The organism is Xanthobacter wiegelii (assembly GCF_043193855.2).
Taxonomy (GTDB): Bacteria; Pseudomonadota; Alphaproteobacteria; order Rhizobiales; family Xanthobacteraceae; genus Xanthobacter; species Xanthobacter flavus_A.
This window is the reverse complement of sequence record NZ_CM195529.1, coordinates 2463798-2488818: the sequence shown is the minus strand read 5'-3', so window position 1 is coordinate 2488818 and position 25021 is coordinate 2463798. Positions and strand designations below refer to the sequence as shown.

Genomic DNA, 25021 nt, shown 5'->3' with positions numbered 1-25021 from the left:
GGCGGCTGGCTTCCCATATAGCTGTCGCGAAGCCGATGCCGAACCCTCTCACCAAACTTGTGTCCTTGGCCGCCCGCGATCAAGGGACGCTGCGCACCGCCGATGACCTCATCAGCGCGGGCCTCGCCGCGCCTGACGCGCGCCCGGTGTTGGAAAAGGTGGCCGCCCGTTATGCCGTGGCGGTCACGCCCACGCTTTCCGCCGCCATCGACCCGACGGACGAAGCCGATCCCATCGCCCGCCAGTTCGTACCCGATCCGGCCGAGTTGGAGGTGCGTCCGGAGGAACTCGCTGATCCCATCGGCGATGACGCCCACAGCCCCGTTCCCGGCGTGGTGCATCGCTATCCCGACCGGGCGTTGCTGAAGATCGTGGGCGTCTGCGCCGTCTATTGCCGCTTCTGCTTCCGCCGCGAGATGGTGGGGCCGGGTGCGGCCTCCCTGCTCTCGGACGATGCGCTGGAGCAGGCGTTCGCCTATTTCGCCGCCCATCCGGAGATCTGGGAAGTCATCCTCACGGGCGGCGATCCCTTCATGCTCTCGCCCCGGCGCATGGGCGAGGTGGTGGGGCGGCTGGCCGCCATTCCCCATGTGAAGATCGTGCGCCACCATACCCGCGTGCCCATCGCCGCGCCGGAACGGGTGACGCCGGCCTTCGTCGCCGCGCTCAAGACGCCGGGCATCACGCCCTATGTGGCGGTGCATGTGAATCATGCGCGCGAACTCACCCCCGACGCCCGCGACGCGCTGGCCCGGCTCGCCGATGCGGGCATTCCGCTGCTGTCGCAAACCGTGCTGCTGCGCGGGGTGAACGACAGCGCGGAGACCCTCGCCGAGCTGTTCCGTGCCCTCGTGGAATGCCGGGTGAAGCCCTATTACCTGCACCATCCCGACCTTGCCCCCGGCACCGGCCATTTCCGCCTGCCGATCGCTGAGGGGCAGGCGATCGTGCGCGCGCTGCGCGGGCGCCTCTCCGGCATCGCGCAACCCACCTATGTGCTCGATATCCCCGGCGGGGCCGGGAAAGTGCCGCTCACGCCGGGCCATCTGGCCGCGACCGGGGGCGGCTATCAGGTGAGCGACAATTGCGGCGGCCTGCACGCCTATGCCGATGAGGGAACGAATGGCTGAGCTTCGCCGCATCACCCAGCCCGGGCCCGTCGCGGCCGAGCGCATCGAGAGCGCAGTTGGCGCGTTGAAGGTGCTCGATTTCACGCTCCAGGCCGGCCTCACCATCAATGCCGCCATCTGCGGCCCGCTTCTGGAAGCGGGCATGGGCGCGGCGCAGGTGGAGATTTTCGGCGGCGCGTTCGGACCGTTCACCTATGTGATGCCCGCTGCCTCGCCGGATGCCACCCACGCCGCCTGGTACAGCCGCGCATTCTCGCCGGAGGGCGTGACGAAGCTGGAGCGCGGCAACGTCACCTTCGGCCGGAAGGAGGGCGCGCCGTTCATCCATTGCCACGCCTTCTGGATCGAGCCGGACGGCAGCCGCCACGGCGGCCATGTGATGCCCCATGAGGCCGTGGTGGCCGAACCCATCCGCGCCCGCGCCTATGGCGCCGCCGAGGTGGAGACCACCGCCGATTTCGACCCCGAGACCAATTTCCCCCTCTTCACCCCCCATGCGGGGAATGCCCCGGCCGATGGCCCGCGCATCGCCTTCGCGCGGGTGCGGCCGAACACGGAGCTGTTCGGCGCGGTGGAGGAGATCTGCCGCCGCCACGGCTTCAAGGGCGGGCGGCTGCGCGGAGGGGTCGGCAGCATCATCGGCGCGCGCTTCCATGATGCGCCGCCGGTGGAAGACTACGCCACCGAGGTATTCGTGACCTCCGGCGTGATCGCCCCCGATGCGTCGGGCACGCTGGCGGCGGATATCTCCCTCTCCCTCGTCGGCCTCTCCGGCGTTCTGGCCGAGGGACGGCTGGTGCGGGGGGAAAACCCGGTTCTCATCACTTTCGAACTGGCGGTGGAAGAGACCGCCGGCTGATGGGGCCGGACAAAGCCGCCACCAAGCTTTCGAGGCTTTTCAGATCGTGGACGGGGCGCATCTCGTCCACCTGCGGCAGCATGGCGGCGACGCCCTGCGCCTTCGGCTCGAACCCCTCGTAGCGCAGCAGCGGATTGAGCCAGACGAGCCGGCGGCAGGAGCGCTTCAGGCGCGCCATCTCGCCCGGCAGCGTGTCGTCCACCTCGCGCTCCAGCCCATCGGTGAAGAGCAGGATGACCGGGTTCTGCGCCGTCACCCGCCGCGACCACTCCACGTTGAAGGCGCGCAGCGAGGCGGCGATGCGGGTGCCTCCGGCCCAGTCCCGCGCCGAGGCGGAGACGGCCGCCAGCGCCGCATCGGGATCGCGCCGCGCAAGTTGCCGCGTGACATTGGTGAGGCGGGTGCCGAACAGGAAGACGGACACCTTCCGCCGCGCCGCCAGCGCGTGAAGGAAGGACAGGATGGGCCGGGAATAGTCCGCCATGGAGCCGGAGATATCCACCAGCGCCACCACCGGCGGCGGCTTCTCCTTGGGGCCGCGCCGCTTCAGCAGCACGAGATCGCCGCCGGTGGCCACGGCCGCGCGCAGCGAGGCGCGCAGATCGAGCCGGCGGCCCTTCGGATCAGGGACGAGCCGGCGGGTGCGGGCGCGGTCGTCCGGCATCCGCAAATGCGCGATGCGGCGGCGCGCCTCGGCGAGTTCGGCCGCAGACATCTGCGCGAAATCCTTGGTGCGCAGCACGTCCTCGACGGAGGCGGAGAGGCGCGCCTCCACCTCCACGCGGGGCTTTTCCACCTGCCGCTCGGTGCCCACCCCGGCGAACAGGGCCTCCTCCACCCGCCGGAGCACGCTTTCGCGCTTCTGCTCGCGCTGCGGCACGGCCACCGGCGAGAGCATGGCGATGAGCCGCTCCTGATGCGCCCGGCGGCGCCAGAACAGACGGAAGGCCTGGTCGAACACCACGCTGTCCTCGTGGCGCGAGACGAAGAGGGCATGGAGGGTCCAGTAGAAATCCTCGCGCGCGCCGACGCCGGCCATCTCCACCGCCGCCACCGCGTCGAGGATGCGCCCCGGCCCCACCTTGAGGCCGGCGGCCCGCAGGGCGCGCCCGAACCATGCGATGTTCTCGGCGAGCCGCCCGTCCAAGGCCACGCCCGTGCCGATCACTCCGCCGCGCGCGAGGCCTGCCGCGCCTCCTCGATAAGGCGCTCGATGCGGGGCGCATCGGTGCGGGCGATGTCGTCCTGATACTTCAGCAGCACGCCCAAAGTGTCGCCGACGAGGCCGGGATCAAGCGAGACCGCGTTCAGCTCCACCAGCGCGGAGGCCCAATCCAGCGTCTCGGCGACGCCGGGCACCTTGAACAGGTCTTCCTTGCGCAACGCCTGCACGAAGGCCACCACCTCGGCCGACAGGCGCGCAGGCGCATCCGGCAGGCGGGCGCGCAATATCTCCATCTCGCGGGCGGCGTCGGGATAATCCACCCAGTGATAGAGGCAGCGCCGCTTGAGGGCGTCGTGGATTTCGCGCGTGCGGTTGGAGGTGAGGATCACGATGGGCGGGGCGGCCGCCTTGATGGTGCCCAGCTCCGGGATCGTCACCTGATGGTCGGAGAGCACTTCCAGCAGGAAGGCCTCGAACGCCTCGTCCGTGCGGTCCAACTCGTCCACAAGCAGAACGGGCGGGCCTTCGGCGTGGGGCTCCAGCGCTTCCAGAAGAGGGCGGCGCAGCAGATAGCGGTCGGAAAAGATATCTGCCGCGATGGCGCCCTTGTCGCTCTCGCCGGCGGCTTCCGCGAGGCGGATGGCGATCATCTGGGCGGCGTGGTTCCACTCGTAGACGGCGGCCGAAAGGTCCAGCCCCTCGTAGCATTGCAGGCGGATGAGCCGGCGCCCCAGCGCCGCCGCCAGCGTCTTCGCCACCTCCGTCTTGCCGACACCGGCCTCGCCTTCCAGCAGCAGCGGGCGGCCCATGCGCAGCGCCAGGAAGACGACGGTGGACAGCGCCCGATCGGCCACATAGCCCTGCCCGGCCAGCAGCCGGCCGGTGTCATCGATGGAGCCGGGCAAGGCCCCGCGTGTCGCGTCCGCGGTCATGGCGCGAGTAGAGCATGGGGGAAGGGATGGGCCAAGCGGGGGTGGCTCGGTCTCCTTTTCCCTAGCGGGAGCAGAGAGCCATGGCTCTAAAGCCCCTTCTTCTTCGCGAGGTCGGCCAGCTTCTTCAGCACCGTCAGCGTGCCCTTCAGCCGGTGCTCGGCGTTCGGCCAGTCGCGCAGGAAGACGACCTTGAAGTCCGGCCGCACCTTGGCCTGCGAGCCCTCGTTGGCGATCAGCTTCACGAGGCCCGAGGGGTCGGAGAACTCGTTGTTGCGGAAGGTGAGCACCACGCCCTTGGGGCCGGCATCCACCTTCTCCACATTGGCCTTGCGGGCGAGCGCCTTGATCTGAGTGAGCTTGAGCAGCTGGCCCACCTCCTCCGGCGTGGGGCCGAAGCGGTCCACCAGCTCGGCGCCGAAGGCGTCGATCTCGGCGTCGTCCTGGATGTCGGCGAGGCGGCGGTAGAGGGCGAGGCGGACATGCAGGTCGCCCACATAGTCCTCGGGGATCAGCACCGGCATGCCGATGGTGATGTTGGGCGACCACTTGTCGTCCACATAGTCGGTGATGCCGGCCTTGATGTGGGCGATCGCCTCCTGAAGCATCTCCTGGTACAGCTCGTAGCCCACTTCCTTGATGTGGCCGGACTGCTCGTCGCCCAGCAGGTTGCCGGCGCCGCGGATGTCGAGGTCGTGGCTCGCCAGCTGGAAGCCGGCACCCAGAGTCTCCAGCGATTGCAGTACCTTGAGCCGCCGCTCCGCCTGCACCGTCACGGGCTTGGTGGCCGGAACGGTGAAGATGGCGTAGGCGCGCGCCTTGGCCCGGCCGACGCGGCCGCGCAGCTGGTAGAGCTGGGCGAGGCCGAACATGTCCGCGCGATGCACGATCAGCGTGTTGGCGTTGGGCACGTCGAGGCCCGATTCCACGATGGTGGTGGAGAGCAGCACGTCGTACTGCCCATCGTAGAAGGCGGTCATGATGTCTTCGAGGGCGCCGGCGGCGAGCTGGCCATGGGCCACCGCCACCTTCACCTCGGGCACGGACGCGGCCAAAAACTCGCGCACCTCGGCGAGATCCTCGATGCGCGGCACCACATAGAAGCTCTGGCCACCGCGATAGCGCTCGCGCAGCAGCGCCTCGCGCACCACCAGCGCGTCGAACGGCGTGATGAAGGTGCGCACCGCGAGGCGGTCCACCGGCGGGGTGGCGATGATGGAGAGTTCGCGCACGCCGGTCATGGCCAGTTGCAGGGTGCGCGGGATGGGCGTGGCGGTGAGGGTCAGCACATGCACCTCGGCGCGCAGCTGCTTCAGCCGCTCCTTGTGGGCGACGCCGAAATGCTGCTCCTCGTCCACGATGACGAGGCCGAGATCCTTGAAGGCGATGGCCTTGCCCAGCAGCGCGTGGGTGCCGACCACGATGTCCAAAGTGCCGTCGGCAATGCCCTTCTTCACCGCCGTGAGGTCCTTGCCCGTCACCATGCGGGAGGCCTGCCCCACCTGAACGGGCAGGCCCTTGAAGCGGTCGGAGAAAGTCTTGAAATGCTGGCGGGCGAGCAGCGTGGTGGGCACCACCACCGCCACCTGCTTGCCGGAGAGCGCCACCGCGAAGGCGGCGCGCAGGGCCACTTCCGTCTTGCCGAAGCCCACGTCGCCGCAGATCAGGCGGTCCATGGGGTGGCCGGAGGCGAGGTCGTCCAGCACCGAGTCGATGGCGGCTTCCTGGTCGTCCGTCTCCTCATAGGGGAAGCGGGCGCGGAATTCGTCGTAGAGGCCCATGGCGGGCACTAGCTTCGGAGCCTCGCCGAGCTGGCGCTGGGCGGCGATCTTGATGAGTTCGGACGCCATCTCGCGGATGCGCTTCTTCATCCGCGCCTTGCGCTGCTGCCAGGCGCCGCCGCCCAGCTTGTCCAGCTGGGCCTCGGTCTCCTCCGAGCCATAGCGGCTCAGGAGTTCCAGATTCTCCACCGGCAGGAACAGCTTGTCGCCGCCCGCATAGTGCAGTTCCAGGCAATCGTGGGGCGAGCCCATGGCCTCCACGGTCTTGAGGCCGATGAAGCGGCCGATGCCGTGGTCCACATGCACCACGAGGTCGCCGGCGGTGAGAGCGGTCAACTCCGTGAGCACGTCCTGCGGGCGGCGCGCCTTGCGCTTGGGGCGCACGAGGCGGTCGCCGAGGATGTCCTGCTCGCCGATGACGGCGAAGTCCGGCGTCTCGAAGCCCGCTTCCAGCCCGAACACGGCGAGCGCCGCCTGGTTCTTCGGCAGGGCGGCGAGGCTGTCGAAGCGGGAGATGGCGGCGCAGCCCTTCAGGCCGTGGTCCGCCAGCACCGTGCCGAGGCGCTCGCGCGAGCCTTCGGACCAGCCGGCGAGAATGACCTTCTTCGATTTCTGCAAGTCCCGCACATGGGCGATGGCGGCATCGAAGACATTGGCATCGGGGTCCGCCCGCTCGGCGGCGAAGGAGCGGCCCTGCACGCCGCCCAGGTCGATCACCTTCCCTGCCCCGCCGTCCGGCACCGCGAAGGGCGAGAGGCGGGCGAGGCGCATGCCGGCGAGGCATTTCGACCATTCCGGGCCCTGCAGATAGAGCCGGTCCGGCGGCAGCGGATTGTAGGTGGCGCCGCCGTTCAGCTCCTGCGCCTGCCGGCGGGCGTCGTAATAATCGGCGATCTGGGCGATGCGCTCGCCGCCGGCTTCCTCGGCGAGCGGATCGAGCAGCAGCGTGCCGCCTTCGAGATAGTCGAAGAGGGTGTCCATGCGCTCGTGGAACAGCGGCAGCCAATGCTCCATGCCGGCGTGGCGGCGGCCCTCGCTCACGGCCTCATAGAGCGTGTCGCCCTTCTGGGCGGCACCGAATTGGGCGATGTAGGCCATGCGGAAGCGGCGCATGGTGTCGGTGGTCAGCTGGAACTCGGCCATGGGCACCAGTTCCAGCGCGCGCAACTGCGAGGTGGTGCGCTGGGTCTCGGGGTCGAAGGCGCGGATGCTCTCCAGCGTGTCGCCGAAGAAGTCGAGGCGGATGGGCGCGTCGAGGCCGGGCGGGAAGAGGTCGATGAGGCCGCCGCGCACGGCATATTCACCGGTGTCGCGTACCGTCGGGGTGCGCAGGAAGCCGTTCTGCTCGGCCCATTGGGTGACGCCATCGAGCGCGATGGCATTGCCCGGCGCCGCCACCAGCGACTGCGCTGCCACCAGCCCCTTGGCCGGCACGCGCTGCACCGTGGCGTTGACGGTGGTGATGAGCACGCTCGCCGCGCCGCCCTTGATGCGGGCAAGCTTCGCCAGCGCCGCCATGCGCCGCGCCACGATCGAGGCGTTGGGCGAGGCGCGGTCGTAGGGCAGGCAGTCCCACGAGGGAAAGGAGATCACCTCCAGCTCGGGGGCGAAGAAGGCGAGGCCCCGTTCCAGCGCGGCCATGCGCTGCCCGTCGCGGCACACCACCGTCAGGCTCGGCCACGGCGCATTCTTCTGCGCGGCGAGGGAGCGCGCGAGGTCCGCGACCACCATGCCCTCCATGCCGTCGGCGACGCGCGAGAGGGTCAGCGGCCGGCCTTCGGCCAGCACGTCGGCGATGGGCTGGGGACGCTTCAAGACAGGAACTCCGGAAGGACGGCGGGGGGCGCAAGATCAGCCCGGCAAGATCAGCCCAGCAGCCCGCGGCCCGAGAAATGGAAGGCGCGGATCTTGCGGAACAGCTCGGTGTCGAACTCCGGCGGGATCGGTTCGGTGCCGCTCACCCAGGAGAAGACCTTCTGGTCCTCGGGCTCCAGCAATTCCTCGAAATCTGCAAGCTCCGCGTCCGACAGCGCGGTGATCTCGGCATCCGCGAAGCCACCGAGGATGAGGTCCATCTCGCGCATCCCGCGATGGCGCGCCCGGAACAGGATGCGGCGGCGCCGCTCGTCGAGGCCGTCGCTGGACCTGATGATGCCGGACATGAGGAGACCTCCAAAGCATGCGAACGGCCGGGCCAAAAGGCCCGTCCGTTTGGCGCATATAGGGTCATCGCCCCCGCTTTGGCCAGTGGGGACCGGGATGGCGGCTGGTCGCGGTGGGTTTTGGGCGGCGAAGGCCGCCGCTGGTAGCCGGGCGCCACCGCGCGCCCTCTCCCCTTGCGGGAGAGGGCGGGGGTGAGGGGTATCGTCCCCTTTGACCCAAGCCCGGGAAAGCGGCGCCAGCCCCCTCACCCGTCTCGCGGCAAAGCCGCGATCCTCTCCCCTCGAAGTCGGCTGTTGCCGACTTCGACCCTAAAGACCCGAACTCGGCAAAAGCCGAGTTCGAGGGGAGAGGGGAAAATACCGGGATCCGCCTGTCCTCAGCCCGCCGCCCGCGCGATGGCGAGGAAATCTGCGGCCTTCAGGCTGGCGCCGCCCACCAGCGCGCCGTCCACGTCAGAGACGGCGAGAAGGGCGGCGGCGTTGTCCGGCTTCACCGAGCCGCCGTAGAGGATGCGGATGCCGTTGGCCTCCGCGCCGAAGCGTTCGGTGAGGATATGGCGGATGGCGCCGTGCACCTCGGCCACGTCATCGGTGGTGGGGGTGCGGCCGGTGCCGATGGCCCAGATGGGCTCGTAGGCGATCACGAGGTTCGCCGCCGTCGCGCCCTCCGGCACGGACTGGCGCACCTGCCGCGTCACCACGGCGCAGGCCTCGCCGGCGTCGCGCTCCACCAGCGTCTCGCCGACGCAGACGACGGGCAGCAGGCCCGCCCGCCACGCCGCCTTCACCTTGGCCTTGATGATGGCATCGCCTTCCTGATGGTCGATGCGGCGCTCGGAATGGCCGAGAATCACCGCCACCGCGCCGGCATCGCGCAGCATCTCGGCGGAGATGTCGCCAGTATGGGCGCCGCTCTCGGCCGGATGGCAGTCCTGCCCGCCGATCATCAGCTCAGTGCCCGCGACATCGGAGGCGAACGCGCCGATGAGCGTAAAGGGCGGACAGATCATGGTTTCCGCGGAAATACCGGCAAGGCCGGCCGCCACAGCCCGCAACTCGGACTTGGCTGCACGCAGGCCGTTCATCTTCCAGTTGCCTGCGATCAGCGGGCGGCGCTCGGCCGTCATGTCGGTTCCTCCAGGGTTTGAAACAGCAGCATGGCTCACGTAGGGCCTCACCTACCAGAGCGGTGCGCCCGCTGGAAAGGGGTGCGACCATGCGCCGTTGCGAGGCCTCCTCCCCCTCCCTATGATGCGCCGCTTCCGCGCCGGGGCCTCCGGCGCTCTTTGAACGAATGAGCGATGGTCCTTCAGACACTCCGCAAGGGCGCCTCCGGCTGGGTCGCCAAGATTTTCCTCGTCGTGCTCACCCTCAGCTTCGTGGTGTGGGGCATCGCCGACGTGTTCCGTGGCATGGGCGCGTCATCTGTCGCGAGCGTTGGCGGCACGGAGATTTCGGCCCAGGTGTTCCGCCAGGAGTATCTCGACCAGCTCCAGCGCATCAGCCGTCAGGCTGGTCGCGCGATCACGCCCGAGCAGGCCCGCGCCTTCGGGCTTGACCGGCAGGTGCTGAACCAGATGATCGCCGACGCGACGCTGGACGCCGAGGCGGCCCGCCTCTCCCTCGCCGTGTCCGACGCGCAGATCGCCCGCGAGATCGCGGAGAATCCGAACTTCCGCGCGCCCGGCGCCAAGGCATTCGATCCCGCCTATTTCCAGCAGTTGCTGCGCTCCAACGGCCTGACGGAGCAGCGCTACGTCGCCAGCGAGAAGCAGCGGCAGGTGCGGGACCAGCTGTTGCAGTCGCTCGGTGCCGGCGTTTCCGTGCCGCAGGTGCTGCTGGAGGCGGTCAACCGCTTCGAGGGCGAGACCCGCACCGCCTCCTACATCCGCGTGACGCCCGCCGCCGCCGGCACCCTGCCTGCGCCGACCGAGGAGGCGCTGCGCACCTATTTCGATGCGCACAAGCTGACCTTCCGCGCGCCCGAATACCGCAAGATCAGCGTGCTCGCGCTCACCCCCGCCACCCTCTCGGCCGGAATCACCGTGACCGACGAGGAGGCCAAGGCCGAGTACGACCGCACCCTCGCCCGCTTCGGCAAGCCGGAGATGCGCGAGGTGCAGCAGATCGTCTTCACCAACGCCGCTGATGCCACGGCCGCCGAGGAGAAGATCAAGGGCGGCGCGACCTTCGCCGACATTGCTGCGGCCCGCGGCCTGACACCCAAGGACACCGACCTCGGCCTCGTCGCCAAGTCGGCCATCCTTGATCCGAAGATCGCCGATGCCGCCTTTTCCCTCGCCGACGGCGCGGTGAGCGCCCCGGTGGAGGGCCGCTTCGGCACGGCGCTGGTCCATGTCACCAAGATCGTGCCCGGCGCCTTCCAGCCGTTCGATCTGGTGAAGCCGCAGGTCGTCGCCGAGCTGCAGCTGGACCGCGCCAAGCGCATCATCCTCGACATGCACGACAAGGTGGAGGACGAGCGCGCCTCCGGCGCCACGCTCGCGGAGACCGCGCAGAAGCTCGGCCTCAAGCTCGCGAGCTACGACGTGGACCGCTCCGGCCGCGATACGGCCGGCGCCGCCGTGGACGTGCCCGGCGGCGCGGACGTGATCTCCGGCGCCTTCGCAGCCCAGCCGGGCGTCGAGACCGACACGGTGCAACTGCCGCAGGGCGGCGGCTTCGTGTGGTACGAGACCGCCGCCATCACCCCCGCCCGCGACCGCACCTTCGAGGAGGCCAAGGAGGCCGTGACCGCCCGCTACACCGAGGCGGAGACCGAGAAGGCGGTGGAGGCCAAGGCGAAGGAACTGCTCGACAGGGCCAAGGCCGGCACGCCGCTCGCCCAGGTCTCGGCCGAGGCCGACATCCCGCTCCAGATCGCCGAGGGGCTGCGCCGCGGGCGCGCCGAAGGCCCGTTCAGTGCCGAGAGCGTGACCTCCGTGTTCGACGTGAAGGACGGCGGCTTCGGCATCGCCCTCGGCGCGCCCGAGCCGGACCGAATCGTGTTCCAGGTGACCAAGGTCGAGATTCCCCAGCAGATGCCGCCGGACACCAGCCGCGTCACGCAGGAGCTGTCGCGCCAGCTGGAGAACGACGTGCTGGTGCAGTACCTCGGCGCCATCCAGAAGGAGCTGGGCGTGAAGATCAACGAGCGCCTGTTCGCCCAGGCGGTCGGCGGCAGCCCGGCGAACTGAGGCCGGCCCGTGAACGCACCCACCGACTTCGACCTCTTCGCCTCGCGCTATATGCGGGGCGAGGCTCAGGTGGTCTCCACCACCCTCGTCGCCGATCTTGAGACGCCGGTCTCGGCCTTCCTCAAGCTCGCCGGCGACCAGCCCAACGCCTTCCTGCTCGAATCCGTCGAGGGCGGGCAGGCGCGCGGGCGCTATTCCATGATCGGGATGAAGCCCGATCTCATCTTCCGCGCCTCCGGCGATGTCGCCGAGATCAACCGGACGCCGGACGCCGACAAAACCGCCTTCGTGCCCTGCGGGGAGCCGCCGCTGAAGGCCCTGCGCACGCTGCTGGCCGAATCCGCCATCGAGCTGCCGGAGGGCGCCCCGCCCATGGCGGCCGGCGTGTTCGGCTATCTCGGCTACGACATGGTGCGGCAGATGGAAAAGCTCGGGCCGGCCAAGCCCGATCCCATCGGCGTGCCCGAGGCCCTGCTCATCCGCCCCACCGTGATGGTGGTGTTCGACGCCGTGAAGGACGAGCTGACCGCCGTCACCCCCGTGCGGGCGAAGGAGGGCGTCTCGCCCCGCGCCGCGTGGGAAGCGGCGCTGGAGCGGCTCGACCAGGTGGTGGCGGACCTCGACCGCGCCATCGCCCACCCCGCGCCGGAGCCGTTCCACGGCGAGGTCTCGCAGGTCTCCAACACCGGCGCAGAGGAATTCTGCGCCATGGTGGAGAAGGCGAAGGACTACATCCGCGCCGGCGACATCTTCCAGGTCGTGCTCTCCCAGCGCTTCGAGAGCCCGTTCACCCTGCCGCCCTTCGCGCTTTACCGCGCGCTGAGGCGGGTGAACCCGGCGCCGTTCCTCGTCTATCTCAACTTCGACGGCTTCTCGGTGGTGTGCTCCTCGCCGGAGATCCTGGTGCGGCTGCGCGACGGCAAGGTCACCGTGCGCCCCATCGCCGGCACCCGCAGGCGCGGCGCCACCCATGCCGAGGACGAGGCGCTGGCGGCCGAACTGCTCGCCGATCCCAAGGAGCGCGCCGAGCATCTGATGCTGCTCGACCTCGGCCGCAACGATGCCGGCCGCGTCTCCCGCGTCGGCACGGTGAAGGTGACGGATTCCTTCTTCATCGAGCGCTACAGCCAGGTGATGCACATCGTCTCCAACGTGGAAGGCGCCATCGACAAGCGCTTTGACGCGGTGGACGCGCTGGCGGCGGGCTTTCCGGCCGGCACGGTCTCCGGCGCGCCCAAGGTGCGGGCCATGGAGATCATCGACGAGCTGGAGAGAGACAAGCGCGGCATCTATGCCGGCGCCATCGGCTATTTCGGCGCCAATGGCGAGATGGACACCTGCATCGTGCTGCGCACGGCGGTGGTGAAGGACGGGCGCATGTTCGTCCAGGCCGGCGCCGGCATCGTCTACGACTCGGTGCCCGAGAGCGAGCACCAGGAATGCGTGAACAAGGCCAAGGCCCTGTTCCGCGCCGGCGAGGAAGCCGTCCGCTTCGCCGCCCGCGCCGGGAAGGGGCAGTGAGGGGATGGGGATGACACGTCACGAGCGATGGTGAAGCGGGAGCAGCCCTGACTCCCTCTCCCCTTGCGGGAGAGTGCCGGGGTGAGGGGTTCGCGCCGCTTGCGCGAGGGCCGGGACGGCTGAGCCGCCCCCTCACCCCCGACCCCTCTCCCGCAAGGGGAGAGGGGGAGCTACGCGAGTTACCTGCCCATCACCATTGACCGTCCGTCATTCCTCGCCTTAACACCCGCTATTCCCGCTAAAGCGGCGCGGGGCCGGAGTTCCAGATGTCCGCCACCCAGGTTTCGGCCAATCCCTCCCCGAAGGTCACGCTGATCGATAATTACGACAGCTTCACCTACAACCTCGTCCATTATCTCGGTGAGCTTGGCGCCACCGTCACCGTCCACCGCAACGACACCGTGAGCGTGGAGGACGTGCTGGCCGAGAAGCCGGACGCCATCGTGCTCTCCCCCGGCCCCTGCACGCCCAACGAGGCGGGCATCTGCCTCGATCTCATCGCCAAGGCGGGGGACACCGTGCCGATGTTCGGCGTGTGTCTCGGCCATCAGGCCATCGGGCAGGTGTTCGGCGGCGACGTGGTGCGCGCGCCCTCCCCCATGCACGGCAAGATGAGCGAGATTCTGCACGAGGGCAAAAGCGTCTTCCGCGGGCTCAACCATTCCTTCCAGGCGACGCGCTACCACTCGCTGATCGTCGAGCGGGACACCCTGCCGGACGCGCTGGAAGTCACGGCCCACACCGGAGACGGGCTCATCATGGGCCTCGCCCACAAGAGCCTGCCCATCCACGGCGTGCAGTTCCATCCCGAGAGCATCGCCTCGGAGAACGGCCACGCGCTGATCCGCAATTTCCTCGAGATCGCCGCCGCCTTCAACGCGCAGAAGGCCAAGGACTGAGACGGGGGACGAGGACACACCATGGACCAGTTCAAACCCCTGCTCGGCAAGGTGGCCACCGGCGCAAGCCTCAGCCGCGAGGAAGCCGCCTTCGTGTTCGACCGCATGATGTCCGGCGAGGCGACGCCCTCCCAGATGGGCGCGCTGCTCATGGGCCTGCGCGTGCGCGGCGAGACGGTGGAGGAGATCGCCGGCGCGGTCTCCGTCATGCGCTCCAAGATGCTCACCGTGGAAGCCCCGGACGAGGCGGTGGACGTGGTGGGCACCGGCGGCGATGCCTCCGGCTCCTACAACATCTCCACCTGCGCCAGCTTCATCGTCGCGGGCGCCGGGGTGCCGGTGGCGAAGCACGGCAATCGGGCGCTCTCTTCCAAGTCCGGCGCGGCGGATGTGCTCTCCGCGCTGGGCGTGCGGCTGGATCTTGATCCGGCCGGAATCTCCCGCTGCATCGGCGAGGCCGGCATCGGCTTCATGTTCGCCCCCTCCCACCACCCGGCCATGAAGCATGTGGGCCCGACGCGGGTGGAGATGGGCACGCGCACCATCTTCAACCTGCTCGGCCCGCTCTCCAATCCGGCCGGCGTGAAGCGGCAGATGGTGGGTGTGTTCGCGAAATCCTGGATCGTGCCTTTGGCCGAGGTGCTGAAGGCGCTGGGCTCAGAGAAGGCGTTCGTGGTCCACGGCTCGGACGGGCTCGACGAGATCACCATCTCCGGCGGCACCGACATCGCCGTGCTGGAAGACGGCCGCATCCACACCTTCACCCTCAATCCGGAAGATGTGGGCCTTTCCCGCGCCCCCGCCGAGGCGCTGAAGGGGGGCGATGCCGCCTACAATGCCGCCGCCCTGCGCGCCGTGCTGGACGGCGCCCCCGGCGCCTATCGCGACGTGGCGGTGCTGAACGCCGCCGCCGCGCTCGTGGTGGCCGGACACGCGAAGGACCTCACCGAGGGCGTCGCCTTGGCGCAGACGAGCCTCGACACCGGCTCCGCCCGCGCACGGCTGGAACGGCTCGTCACCCTCTCCGCCTCTCTCGCCCCGGAGGCCGCGCAATGAGCGACATCCTCACCAAGATCGAGGCCTACAAGCGCGAGGAAATCGCCGCCGCCAAGAAGGCCCGCCCGCTCAACGAGATCGAGGCCGCCGCCCGCTGCGCGCCCCGGGTGCGGCCCTTCGCCGGGGCCATCGAGCAGAGCCTCTCGGAAGGTCGCACCGCGCTGATCGCCGAGATCAAGAAGGCCAGCCCCTCCAAGGGCCTGATCCGCGCGGACTTCGATCCGCCGTCGCTTGCCCGCGCCTACCAGCGCGGCGGCGCCACCTGCCTCTCGGTGCTCACCGACACGCCCTCCTTCCAGGGCGCGCCGGACTATCTGAAGGCCGCCCGGACGGCGGTGAGCCTGCCGGTGCTGCGCAAGGATTTCATGTACGACACCTATCAGGTGGCGGAAGCCCGCGCCTGGGGGGCGGACTGCATCCTCATCATCATGGCCGGGGTGGACGACGCCCTCGCCCGCGACCTCGCGGATGCGGCGGCAGCGTATGGCATGGACGCCATCGTGGAAGTCCATGACGACGCCGAGCTGGACCGCGCGCTGGCGCTGCCCTGCCGGCTCATCGGCATCAACAACCGCAATTTGCGCACCTTCGAGACCACGCTCGAAACCTCCGAGCGCCTCGCGCCCCGCGTGCCGAAGGATCGCATCGTCATCGGCGAGAGCGGCATCTTCACGCCGGCCGACGTTGCGCGGCTGGCGCAGGTGGGCATCGGCACCATCCTCGTCGGCGAGAGCCTGATGCGTCAGGAGGATGTCGCTTCCGCGACGTGCCAGCTGCTCGCAGGCTAGGCTTGCCGTATACGTGAAGTTACGCCTTAATACGTGAGGTGGCCCGAGAAGAGGCCGCAGCACCGGCCCCTGCGTCGCCGGTGCCTCACGGGAGGAACAGCTTCATGAGGACCACGCTTTTCACGGCGCTCGCCGCCGCCAGCCTTCTCGCCATCCCGACCTTCGCCACCCCCGCCTTCGCGGCCGACCCGACGGGCCTGTGGCAGACCCCCACCCGCAGCGGGCAGGTGGAAATCTCCAAATGCGGCGCCAGCCTCTGCGGCCGCCTCGTCTCCTCGGAAGGGCTGAAGGCCGATCCGGCGCTGAAAGACGTGAACAATTCCAACGCCAGCCTGCGCGGCCGGGCGCTGAAGGGCCTCACCATCCTCACCGGTTTCTCCGGCGAGCCACAGGAATGGACCGGCGGCAGCATCTACAATGCCGAGGACGGCAAGACCTATTCCGGGACCATCACCATGGACGGCGACAACACGCTGAAGCTGCGCGGCTGCGTGGTGGTTCCGCTCTGCAAGACGCAGGTGTGGACCCGCCTGCGCTGAGCGCCGACCCGCGCCGGCAACACAGCCTTTCCGCGGCCCTGCGGCTGCGGCGGTGGACAGGCGCCGCCGCGGACGCCATCTTCCCGTCCGACATCGAATCCGGGAAGACCGCGACGGCCATGGCCAGCCTGACCCATCTCGACGACCAGGGCGCCGCCCGCATGGTGGACGTCTCCGACAAGGACGCGACCACCCGCGAGGCGCTGGCCGAGGGCCGGGTGGCGATGGCACCGGAGACGCTGGACCTCATCCTCTCCGGCAACGCCAAGAAGGGCGACGTGCTGGGCGTGGCGCGCATCGCCGGCATCATGGCCGCCAAGCGCACCCACGAGCTGATTCCCCTCTGCCATCCGCTGATGCTGACCAAGGTGGAGGTGGAGGTGGTGCCCGACCCCGCTTTGCCCGGCCTTCACGTCACCGCCCGCGCCAAGGTCACGGGCCAGACCGGCGTGGAGATGGAGGCTCTGACCGCCGTCTCCGTCGCCTGCCTCACCATCTACGACATGGCCAAGGCCGCCGACCGCGGCATGCGGATCGAAGGCATCCGCCTCTTGGAAAAATCCGGCGGCCGCAGCGGCCATTTCCGCGCCGACGCCGGAGCGGCCTGAGCCTTTTCCGCTAATCACAGCACGTCCAGAGTGAGGGAGCCGCGCCATGGCGCTCATGACCGTCGAGGAGGCCACCGCGCTCATCACCCAGGGCGTCGTCGCGCTCGGCGTCGAGGAGGTGCCGGTGCAGGCCGCCGCCGGTCGCGTGCTGGCGCGCGATCTCGTGGCCCGCCGCACCCAGCCGCCGGCCGACATGTCGGCCATGGACGGCTACGCCGTGCGCGGTGCCGATATCGTCGAGACACCCGCCCACCTGACGGTCATCGGCGAATCCGCCGCCGGCCGGCCCTTCGCGGGCACGGTGAGCACCGGGCAGGCCGTGCGCATCTTCACCGGCGCGGTGGTGCCGGAGGGCGCCGACACGGTGGTGATCCAGGAGAACGTCACCCGCGAGGGCGACACCATCACCACCACGGCGCCGACTGCGGCCCTGCGCAACGTGCGCAAGCGCGGCTGCGATTTTTCTGAAAGCACGCCGGGCCTCTTTGCCGGCCGCCGCCTGACCGGCCGCGACATCATGCTCGCCGCCGCCATGGACCATGCGACGCTGCCGGTCGCCCGCCGCCCGCGCGTCGCGCTGCTGCAGACCGGCGACGAACTCGTGCTGCCGGGCCAGGGCACCGGCAAGGACAGCGAGATCGTTGTCTCCAACGCCTTCGGCCTCGCCGAGCTGGCCCGCCGCGCCGGGGCGGAGGTGACCGACCTCGGGCTCTTCAAGGACGATCTCGCCGCCATCCGGGCCGTGGTGGCGCGGGCGCTCTCCGGTGAATTCGATCTCGTGGTGTCCTCGGGCGGTGCCTCGGTGGGCGATCATGACCTCATGGCGCCGGCGCTGAAGGCCGAGGGGGTGGACCTCTCCGTCCACAAGATCGCGCTGCGCCCCGGCAAGCCGCTGATGTTCGGCCATCGGGGCGATGTGCGGGTGCTGGGGCTGCCCGGCAATCCGGTCTCCTCCCACGTCTGCGGGATGATCTACCTCGTCCCCCTCGTCCGCGCGCTCCAGGGCGATTCCCGCCCCGGCCCCGAGACCGTGCCGGCGCGCCTCGCAGCCAACCTGCCGGCCAATGACGTGCGGCGGGATTTCATGCGCGCCACCCTCGAGCGCCGGCCGGACGGCACGATCCACGCCACGCCCTCTCCCTCCCAGGACAGCGCCATGCTGAGCATTCTCGCTGCCGCCGACTGCCTTCTGGTGCGCCCGCCTTTCGCGCCCGAAGGCCGCGTCGGCGATGCGTGCGAGATTATTCTCCTCGACGATTGAGCGCTTAACGGAGCCTTCACCACTTGCGGAACACAAAAGGAACAGATAAAGACTGTTCATGATTTGTTTCGCGGCGCACCGGGCTGGGTGCGCCTGAAATCGGGACCGGCCAGAGGCGCTGGCTCCAGACGGTGCGTGCAAGGAACGGGGCCAGGGAATGCTCACTCGGAAGCAATACGACCTTCTGCGCTTCATCCATGAGCGGCTGAAGGAAACCGGTGTTCCCCCCTCCTTCGACGAGATGAAGGAGGCGCTGGACCTGCGCTCCAAGTCCGGCATCCATCGTCTGATCACCGCTCTGGAAGAGCGCGGCTTCATCCGCCGCCTGCCCAACCGCGCCCGCGCGCTGGAAGTCGTCCGCCTGCCCGACAGCGTCGCGCCGGGCCTTGCCTCCGCCCGCTCGGCGGGGCGTGGCTTCTCCCCGTCCGTCATCGAGGGCAGCCTCGGCAAGGTGCGCCCGGTGCCCGAGGATGATGAGGCGGGCCAGGTGGTCTCGGTGCCGGTCATGGGCCGCATCGCCGCCGGCACGCCCATTTCCGCCATCCAGAGCCGCAGCCACACCCTGAACATCCCGCCGGAAATGCTCGGCAGCGGCGAGCATTTCGCCCTTGAGGTGCGCGGCGACAGCATGATCGAGGCCGGCATCCTCGACGGCGACACGGTCCTCATCCGCAAATGCGATTCCGCCGACACCGGCGACATCATCGTCGCGCTGGTGGACGACGAGGAAGCCACCCTCAAGCGCCTGCGCAAGAAGGGCGCCTCCATCGCGCTCGAGGCCGCCAATCCGGCCTATGAGACGCGCATCTTCGGTCCCGACCGCGTGCGCATCCAGGGCCGCCTCATCGGCCTCATGCGCCGCTACTGATCCTTATTTCTCCTGCGGGAGATTCGGAACGGGGTGAGGGGCGCGGCGGTCCACGCTCAACGGGCGCCTGCGCTTTCCTGAAGGCGTTGCCCCTCACCCCGACGCTTGGCCGACATGTCACGGAGCCATTGCATCCGCCTGCGGATCGCCGGCATCGGCGGCGCCGGGTTCGGATGCGGGCTCCGGCGGCAAGGGCGCCATCCAGGGGCGGGATACGGCGGCCTTCCGGCTTGGCTCGGCGACGAGCGTGCCATCGCGGAGGGAGAAGGCGAGCGTTCCCGTCCGCACCAGCTTTTCCAGCGTCAGCACGTCCGCCTGGCAGGCGCGCGGCGGGACGTCTCGGGTGACGACCATGCGGGAATTCAGGCAATCCGCCTCCAGGCTTTCGACACGTCGGGACACGGCGATGGTGCCGCCGCCGGGCAGCGGCGCGGTGCAGCCCAGGGGATCGCAGGTGAAGCCGGCGGCAAGGTCCCTGGTTCCGGCCGTGCGGCGGTCCCCCTCCCGCGTCAGCCACTGCTCCACCACCAGCTTCTGGCCGGAGGCGCCGAGCACCGAGAGGCGGCCGTCCGGCATCCGCACCGCCACCGTCTGCGCATCGGGCGCGACGAGGAGGTCCGGCCTCATCGGCGCACCCGCGACAAATCCCGCGATGCCGAGGGGAACCAGCGCCGCGAGGGTGAGCACACCCCGCAGCAGGCAGAGGGCCAGCAGCGCGAGGGACAGCCACAGCAATGTTCCGGCGCCGATGAAGGCGGCGCGGATGTCGGCGCCCGGCAGGGTACCCACCCAGTCGGACACCGCCGTCATGATCTCGATGCCACGCCCCATCACGGGCCAGGCGAGATGATCCCAGCCGAACGGCATCAGCAGCACGCCCGCAAGTCCCGCCGGCATCACCAGGAAGGAGACCGCCGGCATGGCCGCGAGGTTGGCGAGAAGCCCGTAGGGGGCAACCCGCTGGAAATGGAAAATGCCGTAGGGTGCCGTCGCAAGGCCCGCCACCAGCGAGGTGAGCGCCGTTCCCGCCACCAGCACCGCGACCCAGGAGACCACCGCCCCGGCGATCCCGTCCGGCCGGGGGATCGCCCGCAGCGGCTGGAGCCGCTCATAGGCGGCGACGAGGGCGAGGGTGGCGGCGAACGACATCTGCGTACCCGGATCCAGCGCCGCCTCCGGCGTCAGCGCCAGCACCAGCACCGCCGCGACACCCACCGACCGCAGCGAGAGGGACGGTCGCCCCACCATCACGCCGGCCAGCACCAGTCCGGTCATGACGAAGGAGCGCTGGGCCGGCACGTCATTGCCCGACAGCACGAGATAGAAGGCGCTGCCGGAAAGCGCGATCAGCGCCGCCATGGACTTGATGGGCCACGCCAGGGCCAGCCCCGGCACCAGCGCCAGCACGCCCCGCGCCAGCGCAAACAGGGTGCCGGCCACCAGCGCCATGTGCAGGCCGGAGATCGAGAGGATGTGCGAGAGGCCGGACACCCGCATGCTCTCCTCCACCGCATGGGGAATGCCGGAGCGGTCGCCCGCCACCAGCGCTACCGCCACCTCCGCCGGCACGCCGGAAAGCGAGGCGCGGATGCGGGCCGACAGGCTCTGGCGCACCCCGTCGAGCGCCATGGCGAGGCGCACGGACAAGGGCGGGTCGCGCGCCGGCGCCGCCTTCGGCCGGCCGAGCCCGTAGCCGATGGCGCCGATGCCCTGAAACCAGGGCGCGCGACCGAAATCATGGGCACCCGGCATGGGGGGGCCGGAGGGCGGCAGCAGTTGGGCGAGCTGCGTCACATGGCTTCCGACCGGCGGCGCCCAGCCCTTGCGCAGCGAGAGCCGCACCAGCGCCGGCGCCGTGGCGAGCCCGCGCACGGCATCGCCATCGAGCCGCAGCAGGATGCGGTCGCCGGTGGTGCGCCGTTCCACCCGCTCGATAAAGCCGGAAAGCCGCACCGGCGTCTTAGGCGGAACGATCGTTTCGTGGGCGATGAGCGCCGTCCGCGCCCCGCCCGCCGCAAAGCCGGCGACAGTGGCGATAAGCACGGACGTTAGGGCGAACATCACCGGCCGCGCCCGCGCCGCCACCGCCGCACCCGCCAGCAAGGTGACCAGAACGAGGCTGGCGGCCAGCGAGGGTTCAGTGGAGGCGCCGAAATACAAGAGAATCCCGGCGGCAAAGGCGGCCGGCAGCCACAGGATCAGCCGGCCGGATGCGGCCTCGGCCGCCGCGTCGTGGACGATGCGGGCGGTCAGCGCGTCGGCGAGGCGGAGAAGCCCGCGCGCGGAGGGGAGCGGGAGCGTCCGCGCGCCCGCCCGTGATCCCGTCCGCGCGTGCCCCGAAGCCCGCTCGTCCATCCCCGCCCGCCCGGGGCACGGCCGGGCCGCGCCTGCCCCCGTGTTCCTTGTGCCCCGCCTCTATGCTACACGGGCGCCTCCCGCGCGCCATGTGGTTCGGTTTGCGTTCCGCAGGGCTGCCGCACGCGCGTTTCCCGTCCAAGCGGACCCAAGCCCGCCGAGCCCCGCCCGATGTCGCAGATCGTCACCCGCTTCGCCCCCTCGCCCACCGGCTTCCTGCATATCGGCGGGGCGCGCACGGCGCTGTTCAACTGGCTCTATGCCCGCCACACCGGCGGCAAGATGCTGCTGCGCATCGAGGATACGGACCGCCAGCGCTCCACCAAGGAAGCCATCGACGCCATCCTCGAAGGCCTTTCCTGGCTGGGCATCGAGTGGGACGGCGATCCCATCTACCAGTTCGCCCGCGCCGAGCGGCATCAGGCCGCGGTGGCGGAGATGCTGGCGAAGGGCAATGCCTATCGCTGCTACGCCACGCCCCAGGAGCTGGACGAGATGCGCGAACTGGCCCGCAAGGAGGGCCGCCCGCCGCGCTATGACGGCCGCTGGCGCGACCGCGACCCCTCCGAGGCGCCGGCGGACCGCGCCCCCGTCATCCGCCTGCGCGCGCCGCAGGAGGGCGAGACGGTGATCGACGACATGGTGCAGGGCACCGTGACCTTCCCCAACAAGGATCTCGACGACCTCGTGCTGCTGCGCTCGGACGGCACGCCCACCTACATGCTGGCCGTGGTGGTGGACGACCACGACATGGGCGTCACCCACGTCATCCGCGGCGACGACCACCTCACCAACGCCGCCCGGCAGACGCAGATCTACCGGGCGCTCGGCTGGGACGTGCCGCGCATGGCGCATATCCCGCTCATCCACGGGCCGGATGGCGCCAAGCTCTCCAAGCGCCACGGCGCGCTCGGCGTCGATGCCTATCGCGACATGGGCTATCTGCCGGCCGCGCTGCGCAACTATCTCGTGCGCCTCGGCTGGAGCCATGGCGACCAGGAGGTGTTCTCCACCGACGAGATGGTCGAGTTCTTCGATCTCGACAAGGTCGGCCGCTCGGCCGCGCGGTTCGACTTCGCCAAGCTCGAAAGCCTCAACGGCCATTACATGCGCGCCTCCAGCGATGCGGAACTGCTCGCCGCCATCGACGCGCTGGTGCCCTACCTGCCCGACGCCGAGCACCGCCTGCCGCGCATGACCGACACGCGCCGGACCCAGCTCGCCGCCGCCATGCCGGGCTTGAAGGAGCGGGCGAAGACGCTGGTCGAGCTGCTGGACAATGCCGAGTTCATCTTCGTCGAGCGGCCCATCCCGCTGGATGAGAAGGCGACCACGCTGCTTTCGCCCGAGGCCCGCGCCCATCTCGCCCGCCTCGTGCCGCTGCTGGAAGCCGTGGAGTGGACCGCCGCCGCCACCGAGGCCGTGGTGCGCAGCTATGCCGAGGCGCAGGGCGTGAAGCTCGGTGCCGTCGCCCAGCCGCTGCGCGCCGCGCTCACCGGCAAGTCCACCTCCCCGCCGGTGTTCGATGTGCTGAGCGTGCTCGGACGCGAGGAGAGCCTCGGCCGGCTGAAGGACCAGATCGCGGAGGCTGTGGCTTGAAGGCGGCCGCCGTCACCGTCGCGCTGGATCTGAAGGGGCTGAAATGCCCCCTGCCCGCCTTGCGCACCCGCAAGGCGCTGGCAAAGGCGGCGGCGGGCACGCGGCTCGTCGTCACCTGCACGGACCCCATGGCGGTGATCGACATCCCCCACCTCGCGCATGAGACCGGCGCGGTGCTGGAAAAGCAGGAGGTCGAGACCGGCCTCCTCACCTTCGTGCTGGTGAAGGCGTAGCGCTGCCTCGCTCAGGCGCCGCGCGGGCGCTTTGCCTCGCTCAGGCGCCGCGCGGGCTTGGAGGCCTTACGCCGTGAGCGGCAGCGCCCGCTCCACCAGCCGCACCCAGTAGGATGCGCCATAGGGAATGGCCGCATCGTCGAAATTATACTGCGGATGATGCAGTCCGGCCGACGGGCCATTGCCGATGAAGATGTAGGCGCCGGGCTTCTCTTCCAGCATGTAGGCGAAGTCCTCGGCCGCCATCAGCGGCGGTGCGGCGGCGTCCACTTCCGAAGCGCCGGCCACCTCGCTCGCCACCTCGGCGGCGAAGGCCACCTGATCGGCGTGGTTGCTGGTGACCGGATAGCCTTCCTTGAAGCTCACCGTCGCGGTGGCGCCATAGGCTGCCGCGACACCCTCGGCTACCTGCCGGATGCGCTCGCGCAGCTGCGCGCGGACACCCTGATCCAGCGTGCGGGCGGTTCCGACGAGAGTAGCCGAAGGGGGCAGCACGTTGTCCGCCTCGCCCGCGTGGAACATGGCGATGGAGACCACCGCCGCCTCCAGCGGATCCACATTCCGCGAGACGATCTGCTGCAGCGCCATCACGATGGCGGAGCCGGTGAGCACCACGTCCACGCCCTGGTTGGGCCGCGCCGCATGGGCGCCGCGCCCGTCCACCACGATCTCGATATGGTCGGCGGAGGCCATGATGCCGCCCGGCCGCATGGCGAAGCGGCCCACGTCCAGCCCCGGCAGATTGTGCATGCCGTAGACCTCGCGGACCGGGAAGCGCGTGAACAGGCCGTCGTCGATCATGGCCTTGGCCCCGGCTCCCCCCTCTTCCGCGGGCTGGAAGATGAGCACCGCCGTGCCGGAAAAGGCGCGCGTCTCCGCCAGATGCTGCGCGGCGCCGAGCAGCATGGCGGTGTGGCCGTCATGGCCGCAGGCGTGCATCTTGCCGGGGGTTTCAGAGGCATAGGCGGCGCCGGTCTTCTCCAGTATGGGCAGCGCGTCCATGTCGGCGCGCAGGCCGATGAGCGGGCCATCTCCCTTGCCACGCACGATTCCCACCACGCCGGTGCGGCCGATGCCGGTGATGACCTCGTCGCAGCCGAAGGCGCGCAGCTTTTCCGCCACCGAGGCGCTGGTGCGGTCCAGGTCGTACATCAGCTCGGGATGGCGGTGGAAATCCTGCCGCCAGGCCGCGATCTCTTCGGCGCGGGCGGCGATGTGGTTGTTGACCGGCATGGCAATTCCAGAAGCAATGGGACGGCCATGGTGCGGAAGCCGTCCGGCCCGGTCAATGCCCCGCCCGCGCCGCTCCCCGCTGAAATGCCGGGACATCCCGCCCTCCCGGCCTTGACCCCGCCGCCTTCGCACCCTAACCAACGCGTCAAGTGAGCCCGTAGCTCAGCCGGTAGAGCACGTGACTTTTAATCATGGGGTCTCGGGTTCGAATCCCGACGGGCTCACCACCTCTTCCGTCCCGCGCGTCGCAGCACCTGTCATCCGCCCCGCGCGCGGGCACGGGCGACATTCCGGCGCACCCGAACCATGATCGCCAGGTGGACCGCGATGGCGATGGCGAGCGCGAGCAGGTGCTGCGCGGCGCTGGCCGGCACCGCCATTGCGGTGGAGAGGCCGAAGGGGATGAAGATCAGGGCGCCCGTCGCAAGGCCCGGATTGTAGCTGCGAAAGCGCGCCGCCATGCCGAGATGTGCGATCCCGTTCACCAGGATGAGATAGGCGGCCGCGAGGCCCCAGCCGGGGCCGGCGAGCCAGGCGGCGTAGAGCGCCAGAAGGTTGAGGCCCCACACCCCGGGCAGGTTGATCCACAACACGTCGCCGACCGTGAGCGCCTCGGCTCCGCCGAACACCACCCTGTTCACATACGAGCGGAAGCGGTCCCCCGCGTGCTCCTCGATCTGGTGCAGCATGTAGACCGGCGAGGCGATGAAAATGGCGAGGACGCCCCAGCCCGCCCCCGCCACCAGCGGGGCAACCAGCAGCAGGGCGCCGGCCATGAAGCCCGCGCCGCTCACCCAGACGCGTGCGAGCCAGTCCTTCATCGGCGGCGCTCTCCTCA

The 25021-nt window shown here is 69.9% G+C and carries 21 protein-coding genes and 1 tRNA gene; 14 read left to right on the top strand and 8 right to left on the bottom strand.

The window, feature by feature from the left end:
* The first annotated feature begins 35 nt into the window (after positions 1–35).
* Both V5F63_RS11355 and V5F63_RS11350 read left to right on the top strand, forming a co-directional pair.
* Positions 36–1130 (top strand): lysine-2,3-aminomutase-like protein, encoded by a 1095-nt coding sequence (locus tag V5F63_RS11355; protein WP_394101834.1) that lies wholly within the window; start codon positions 36–38, stop codon positions 1128–1130.
* On the top strand, positions 1123–1989 hold the full coding sequence (locus V5F63_RS11350; RefSeq protein ID WP_394101833.1) for a PPC domain-containing DNA-binding protein: 867 nt from the start codon (positions 1123–1125) through the stop codon (positions 1987–1989). The genes V5F63_RS11355 and V5F63_RS11350 overlap by 8 nt, the downstream gene beginning before the upstream one ends.
* On the opposite strand, the gene V5F63_RS11345 is transcribed toward V5F63_RS11350, so the two are convergent.
* The 5 genes from V5F63_RS11345 to tpiA all read right to left on the bottom strand — a co-directional run bounded on the left by V5F63_RS11345 (position 1952) and on the right by tpiA (position 9153).
* The gene (locus V5F63_RS11345) at positions 1952–3157 is read right to left on the bottom strand and encodes a vWA domain-containing protein (protein WP_394101832.1); all 1206 of its coding nucleotides are present in this window, start codon (positions 3155–3157) and stop codon (positions 1952–1954) included. The two genes, V5F63_RS11350 and V5F63_RS11345, sit on opposite strands and share 38 nt — an antisense overlap.
* Entirely contained in the window at positions 3154–4086 is a 933-nt protein-coding gene (locus V5F63_RS11340; RefSeq protein ID WP_394101831.1) for an AAA family ATPase, read from the bottom strand. Before V5F63_RS11340 ends, V5F63_RS11345 begins: the two co-directional genes overlap by 4 nt.
* Before the next feature lie 86 nt (positions 4087–4172).
* Entirely contained in the window at positions 4173–7679 is a 3507-nt protein-coding gene (mfd, locus tag V5F63_RS11335; RefSeq protein ID WP_394101830.1) for a transcription-repair coupling factor, read from the bottom strand.
* Between the two features lie 50 nt (positions 7680–7729).
* The gene (locus tag V5F63_RS11330; RefSeq protein ID WP_394101829.1) at positions 7730–8026 is read right to left on the bottom strand and encodes an FAD assembly factor SdhE; all 297 of its coding nucleotides are present in this window, start codon (positions 8024–8026) and stop codon (positions 7730–7732) included.
* A 377-nt stretch (positions 8027–8403) separates the two neighbouring features.
* Positions 8404–9153: a triose-phosphate isomerase gene (gene tpiA, locus V5F63_RS11325; RefSeq protein WP_394101828.1), complete on the bottom strand. Its 750-nt coding sequence runs from the start codon at positions 9151–9153 to the stop codon at positions 8404–8406.
* A gap of 174 nt (positions 9154–9327) precedes the next feature.
* On the opposite strand from tpiA, the gene V5F63_RS11320 reads away from it, so the two are divergent.
* From V5F63_RS11320 to lexA, 9 genes are all read left to right on the top strand, one after another.
* Positions 9328–11223, top strand: a complete 1896-nt coding sequence (locus V5F63_RS11320; RefSeq protein ID WP_394101827.1) for a peptidylprolyl isomerase — start codon at positions 9328–9330, stop codon at positions 11221–11223.
* Between the two features lie 51 nt (positions 11224–11274).
* Positions 11275–12744 (top strand): anthranilate synthase component I, encoded by a 1470-nt coding sequence (trpE, locus tag V5F63_RS11315; protein ID WP_394101994.1) that lies wholly within the window; start codon positions 11275–11277, stop codon positions 12742–12744.
* Positions 12745–13010: 266 nt separating this feature from the next.
* The gene (locus V5F63_RS11310; protein ID WP_394028675.1) at positions 13011–13643 is read left to right on the top strand and encodes an anthranilate synthase component II; all 633 of its coding nucleotides are present in this window, start codon (positions 13011–13013) and stop codon (positions 13641–13643) included.
* Between the two features lie 21 nt (positions 13644–13664).
* Positions 13665–14699, top strand: a complete 1035-nt coding sequence (gene trpD / locus V5F63_RS11305) for an anthranilate phosphoribosyltransferase (RefSeq protein WP_394101826.1) — start codon at positions 13665–13667, stop codon at positions 14697–14699.
* Complete coding sequence (gene trpC / locus V5F63_RS11300; protein WP_394101825.1) at positions 14696–15487, top strand: indole-3-glycerol phosphate synthase TrpC; 792 nt, start codon at positions 14696–14698, stop codon at positions 15485–15487. Before trpD ends, trpC begins: the two co-directional genes overlap by 4 nt.
* Positions 15488–15591: 104 nt before the next feature.
* The gene (locus V5F63_RS11295) at positions 15592–16026 is read left to right on the top strand and encodes a DUF2147 domain-containing protein (RefSeq protein WP_394101824.1); all 435 of its coding nucleotides are present in this window, start codon (positions 15592–15594) and stop codon (positions 16024–16026) included.
* A 119-nt stretch (positions 16027–16145) separates the two neighbouring features.
* A complete protein-coding gene (moaC, locus tag V5F63_RS11290) occupies positions 16146–16634 on the top strand; it encodes a cyclic pyranopterin monophosphate synthase MoaC (protein ID WP_209489122.1) in 489 nt (162 codons plus the stop codon).
* A gap of 46 nt (positions 16635–16680) precedes the next feature.
* Positions 16681–17895: a molybdopterin molybdotransferase MoeA gene (locus tag V5F63_RS11285; protein ID WP_394101823.1), complete on the top strand. Its 1215-nt coding sequence runs from the start codon at positions 16681–16683 to the stop codon at positions 17893–17895.
* Between the two features lie 157 nt (positions 17896–18052).
* A complete protein-coding gene (gene lexA, locus V5F63_RS11280; protein ID WP_168457927.1) occupies positions 18053–18763 on the top strand; it encodes a transcriptional repressor LexA in 711 nt (236 codons plus the stop codon).
* A 117-nt stretch (positions 18764–18880) separates the two neighbouring features.
* Here the strand turns inward: lexA and V5F63_RS11275 are convergent, their stop codons facing one another.
* On the bottom strand, positions 18881–21118 hold the full coding sequence (locus tag V5F63_RS11275; RefSeq protein ID WP_394101822.1) for a ComEC/Rec2 family competence protein: 2238 nt from the start codon (positions 21116–21118) through the stop codon (positions 18881–18883).
* 171 nt (positions 21119–21289) lie between these two features.
* On the opposite strand from V5F63_RS11275, the gene gltX reads away from it, so the two are divergent.
* Positions 21290–22717, top strand: a complete 1428-nt coding sequence (gltX, locus tag V5F63_RS11270; protein WP_394101821.1) for a glutamate--tRNA ligase — start codon at positions 21290–21292, stop codon at positions 22715–22717.
* Complete coding sequence (locus tag V5F63_RS11265) at positions 22714–22950, top strand: sulfurtransferase TusA family protein (RefSeq protein WP_394101820.1); 237 nt, start codon at positions 22714–22716, stop codon at positions 22948–22950. The genes gltX and V5F63_RS11265 overlap by 4 nt, the downstream gene beginning before the upstream one ends.
* Before the next feature lie 66 nt (positions 22951–23016).
* On the opposite strand, the gene V5F63_RS11260 is transcribed toward V5F63_RS11265, so the two are convergent.
* Positions 23017–24183, bottom strand: coding sequence for a M20 aminoacylase family protein (locus V5F63_RS11260; protein ID WP_394101819.1), 1167 nt, complete (start codon positions 24181–24183; stop codon positions 23017–23019).
* 151 nt (positions 24184–24334) lie between these two features.
* Here V5F63_RS11260 and V5F63_RS11255 point away from each other — a divergent pair.
* Positions 24335–24410, top strand: a tRNA-Lys gene (locus tag V5F63_RS11255).
* A gap of 30 nt (positions 24411–24440) precedes the next feature.
* On the opposite strand, the gene V5F63_RS11250 is transcribed toward V5F63_RS11255, so the two are convergent.
* Entirely contained in the window at positions 24441–25004 is a 564-nt protein-coding gene (locus V5F63_RS11250; protein ID WP_394101818.1) for an HXXEE domain-containing protein, read from the bottom strand.
* Between the last annotated feature and the right edge of the window lie 17 nt (positions 25005–25021).

Excerpts from the sequence above, each read along its gene's own strand:
- V5F63_RS11355 (WP_394101834.1), top strand. The coding sequence starts at position 36 with ATGCCGAACCCTCTCACCAAACTTGTGTCCTTGGCCGCCCGCGATCAA.
- trpE (WP_394101994.1), top strand. The coding sequence starts at position 11,275 with ATGCGGGGCGAGGCTCAGGTGGTCTCCACCACCCTCGTCGCCGATCTT.
- V5F63_RS11285 (WP_394101823.1), top strand. The coding sequence starts at position 16,681 with ATGGCGCTCATGACCGTCGAGGAGGCCACCGCGCTCATCACCCAGGGC.
- V5F63_RS11320 (WP_394101827.1), top strand. The coding sequence starts at position 9,328 with ATGGTCCTTCAGACACTCCGCAAGGGCGCCTCCGGCTGGGTCGCCAAG.
- V5F63_RS11295 (WP_394101824.1), top strand. The coding sequence starts at position 15,592 with ATGAGGACCACGCTTTTCACGGCGCTCGCCGCCGCCAGCCTTCTCGCC.
- V5F63_RS11340 (WP_394101831.1), bottom strand. The coding sequence starts at position 4,086 with ATGACCGCGGACGCGACACGCGGGGCCTTGCCCGGCTCCATCGATGAC.
- tpiA (WP_394101828.1), bottom strand. The coding sequence starts at position 9,153 with ATGACGGCCGAGCGCCGCCCGCTGATCGCAGGCAACTGGAAGATGAAC.
- gltX (WP_394101821.1), top strand. The coding sequence starts at position 21,290 with ATGTCGCAGATCGTCACCCGCTTCGCCCCCTCGCCCACCGGCTTCCTG.
- moaC (WP_209489122.1), top strand. The coding sequence starts at position 16,146 with ATGGCCAGCCTGACCCATCTCGACGACCAGGGCGCCGCCCGCATGGTG.
- V5F63_RS11260 (WP_394101819.1), bottom strand. The coding sequence starts at position 24,183 with ATGCCGGTCAACAACCACATCGCCGCCCGCGCCGAAGAGATCGCGGCC.
- V5F63_RS11275 (WP_394101822.1), bottom strand. The coding sequence starts at position 21,118 with ATGGACGAGCGGGCTTCGGGGCACGCGCGGACGGGATCACGGGCGGGC.
- V5F63_RS11310 (WP_394028675.1), top strand. The coding sequence starts at position 13,011 with ATGTCCGCCACCCAGGTTTCGGCCAATCCCTCCCCGAAGGTCACGCTG.
- V5F63_RS11330 (WP_394101829.1), bottom strand. The coding sequence starts at position 8,026 with ATGTCCGGCATCATCAGGTCCAGCGACGGCCTCGACGAGCGGCGCCGC.
- V5F63_RS11250 (WP_394101818.1), bottom strand. The coding sequence starts at position 25,004 with ATGAAGGACTGGCTCGCACGCGTCTGGGTGAGCGGCGCGGGCTTCATG.
- trpC (WP_394101825.1), top strand. The coding sequence starts at position 14,696 with ATGAGCGACATCCTCACCAAGATCGAGGCCTACAAGCGCGAGGAAATC.
- trpD (WP_394101826.1), top strand. The coding sequence starts at position 13,665 with ATGGACCAGTTCAAACCCCTGCTCGGCAAGGTGGCCACCGGCGCAAGC.
- V5F63_RS11350 (WP_394101833.1), top strand. The coding sequence starts at position 1,123 with ATGGCTGAGCTTCGCCGCATCACCCAGCCCGGGCCCGTCGCGGCCGAG.
- lexA (WP_168457927.1), top strand. The coding sequence starts at position 18,053 with ATGCTCACTCGGAAGCAATACGACCTTCTGCGCTTCATCCATGAGCGG.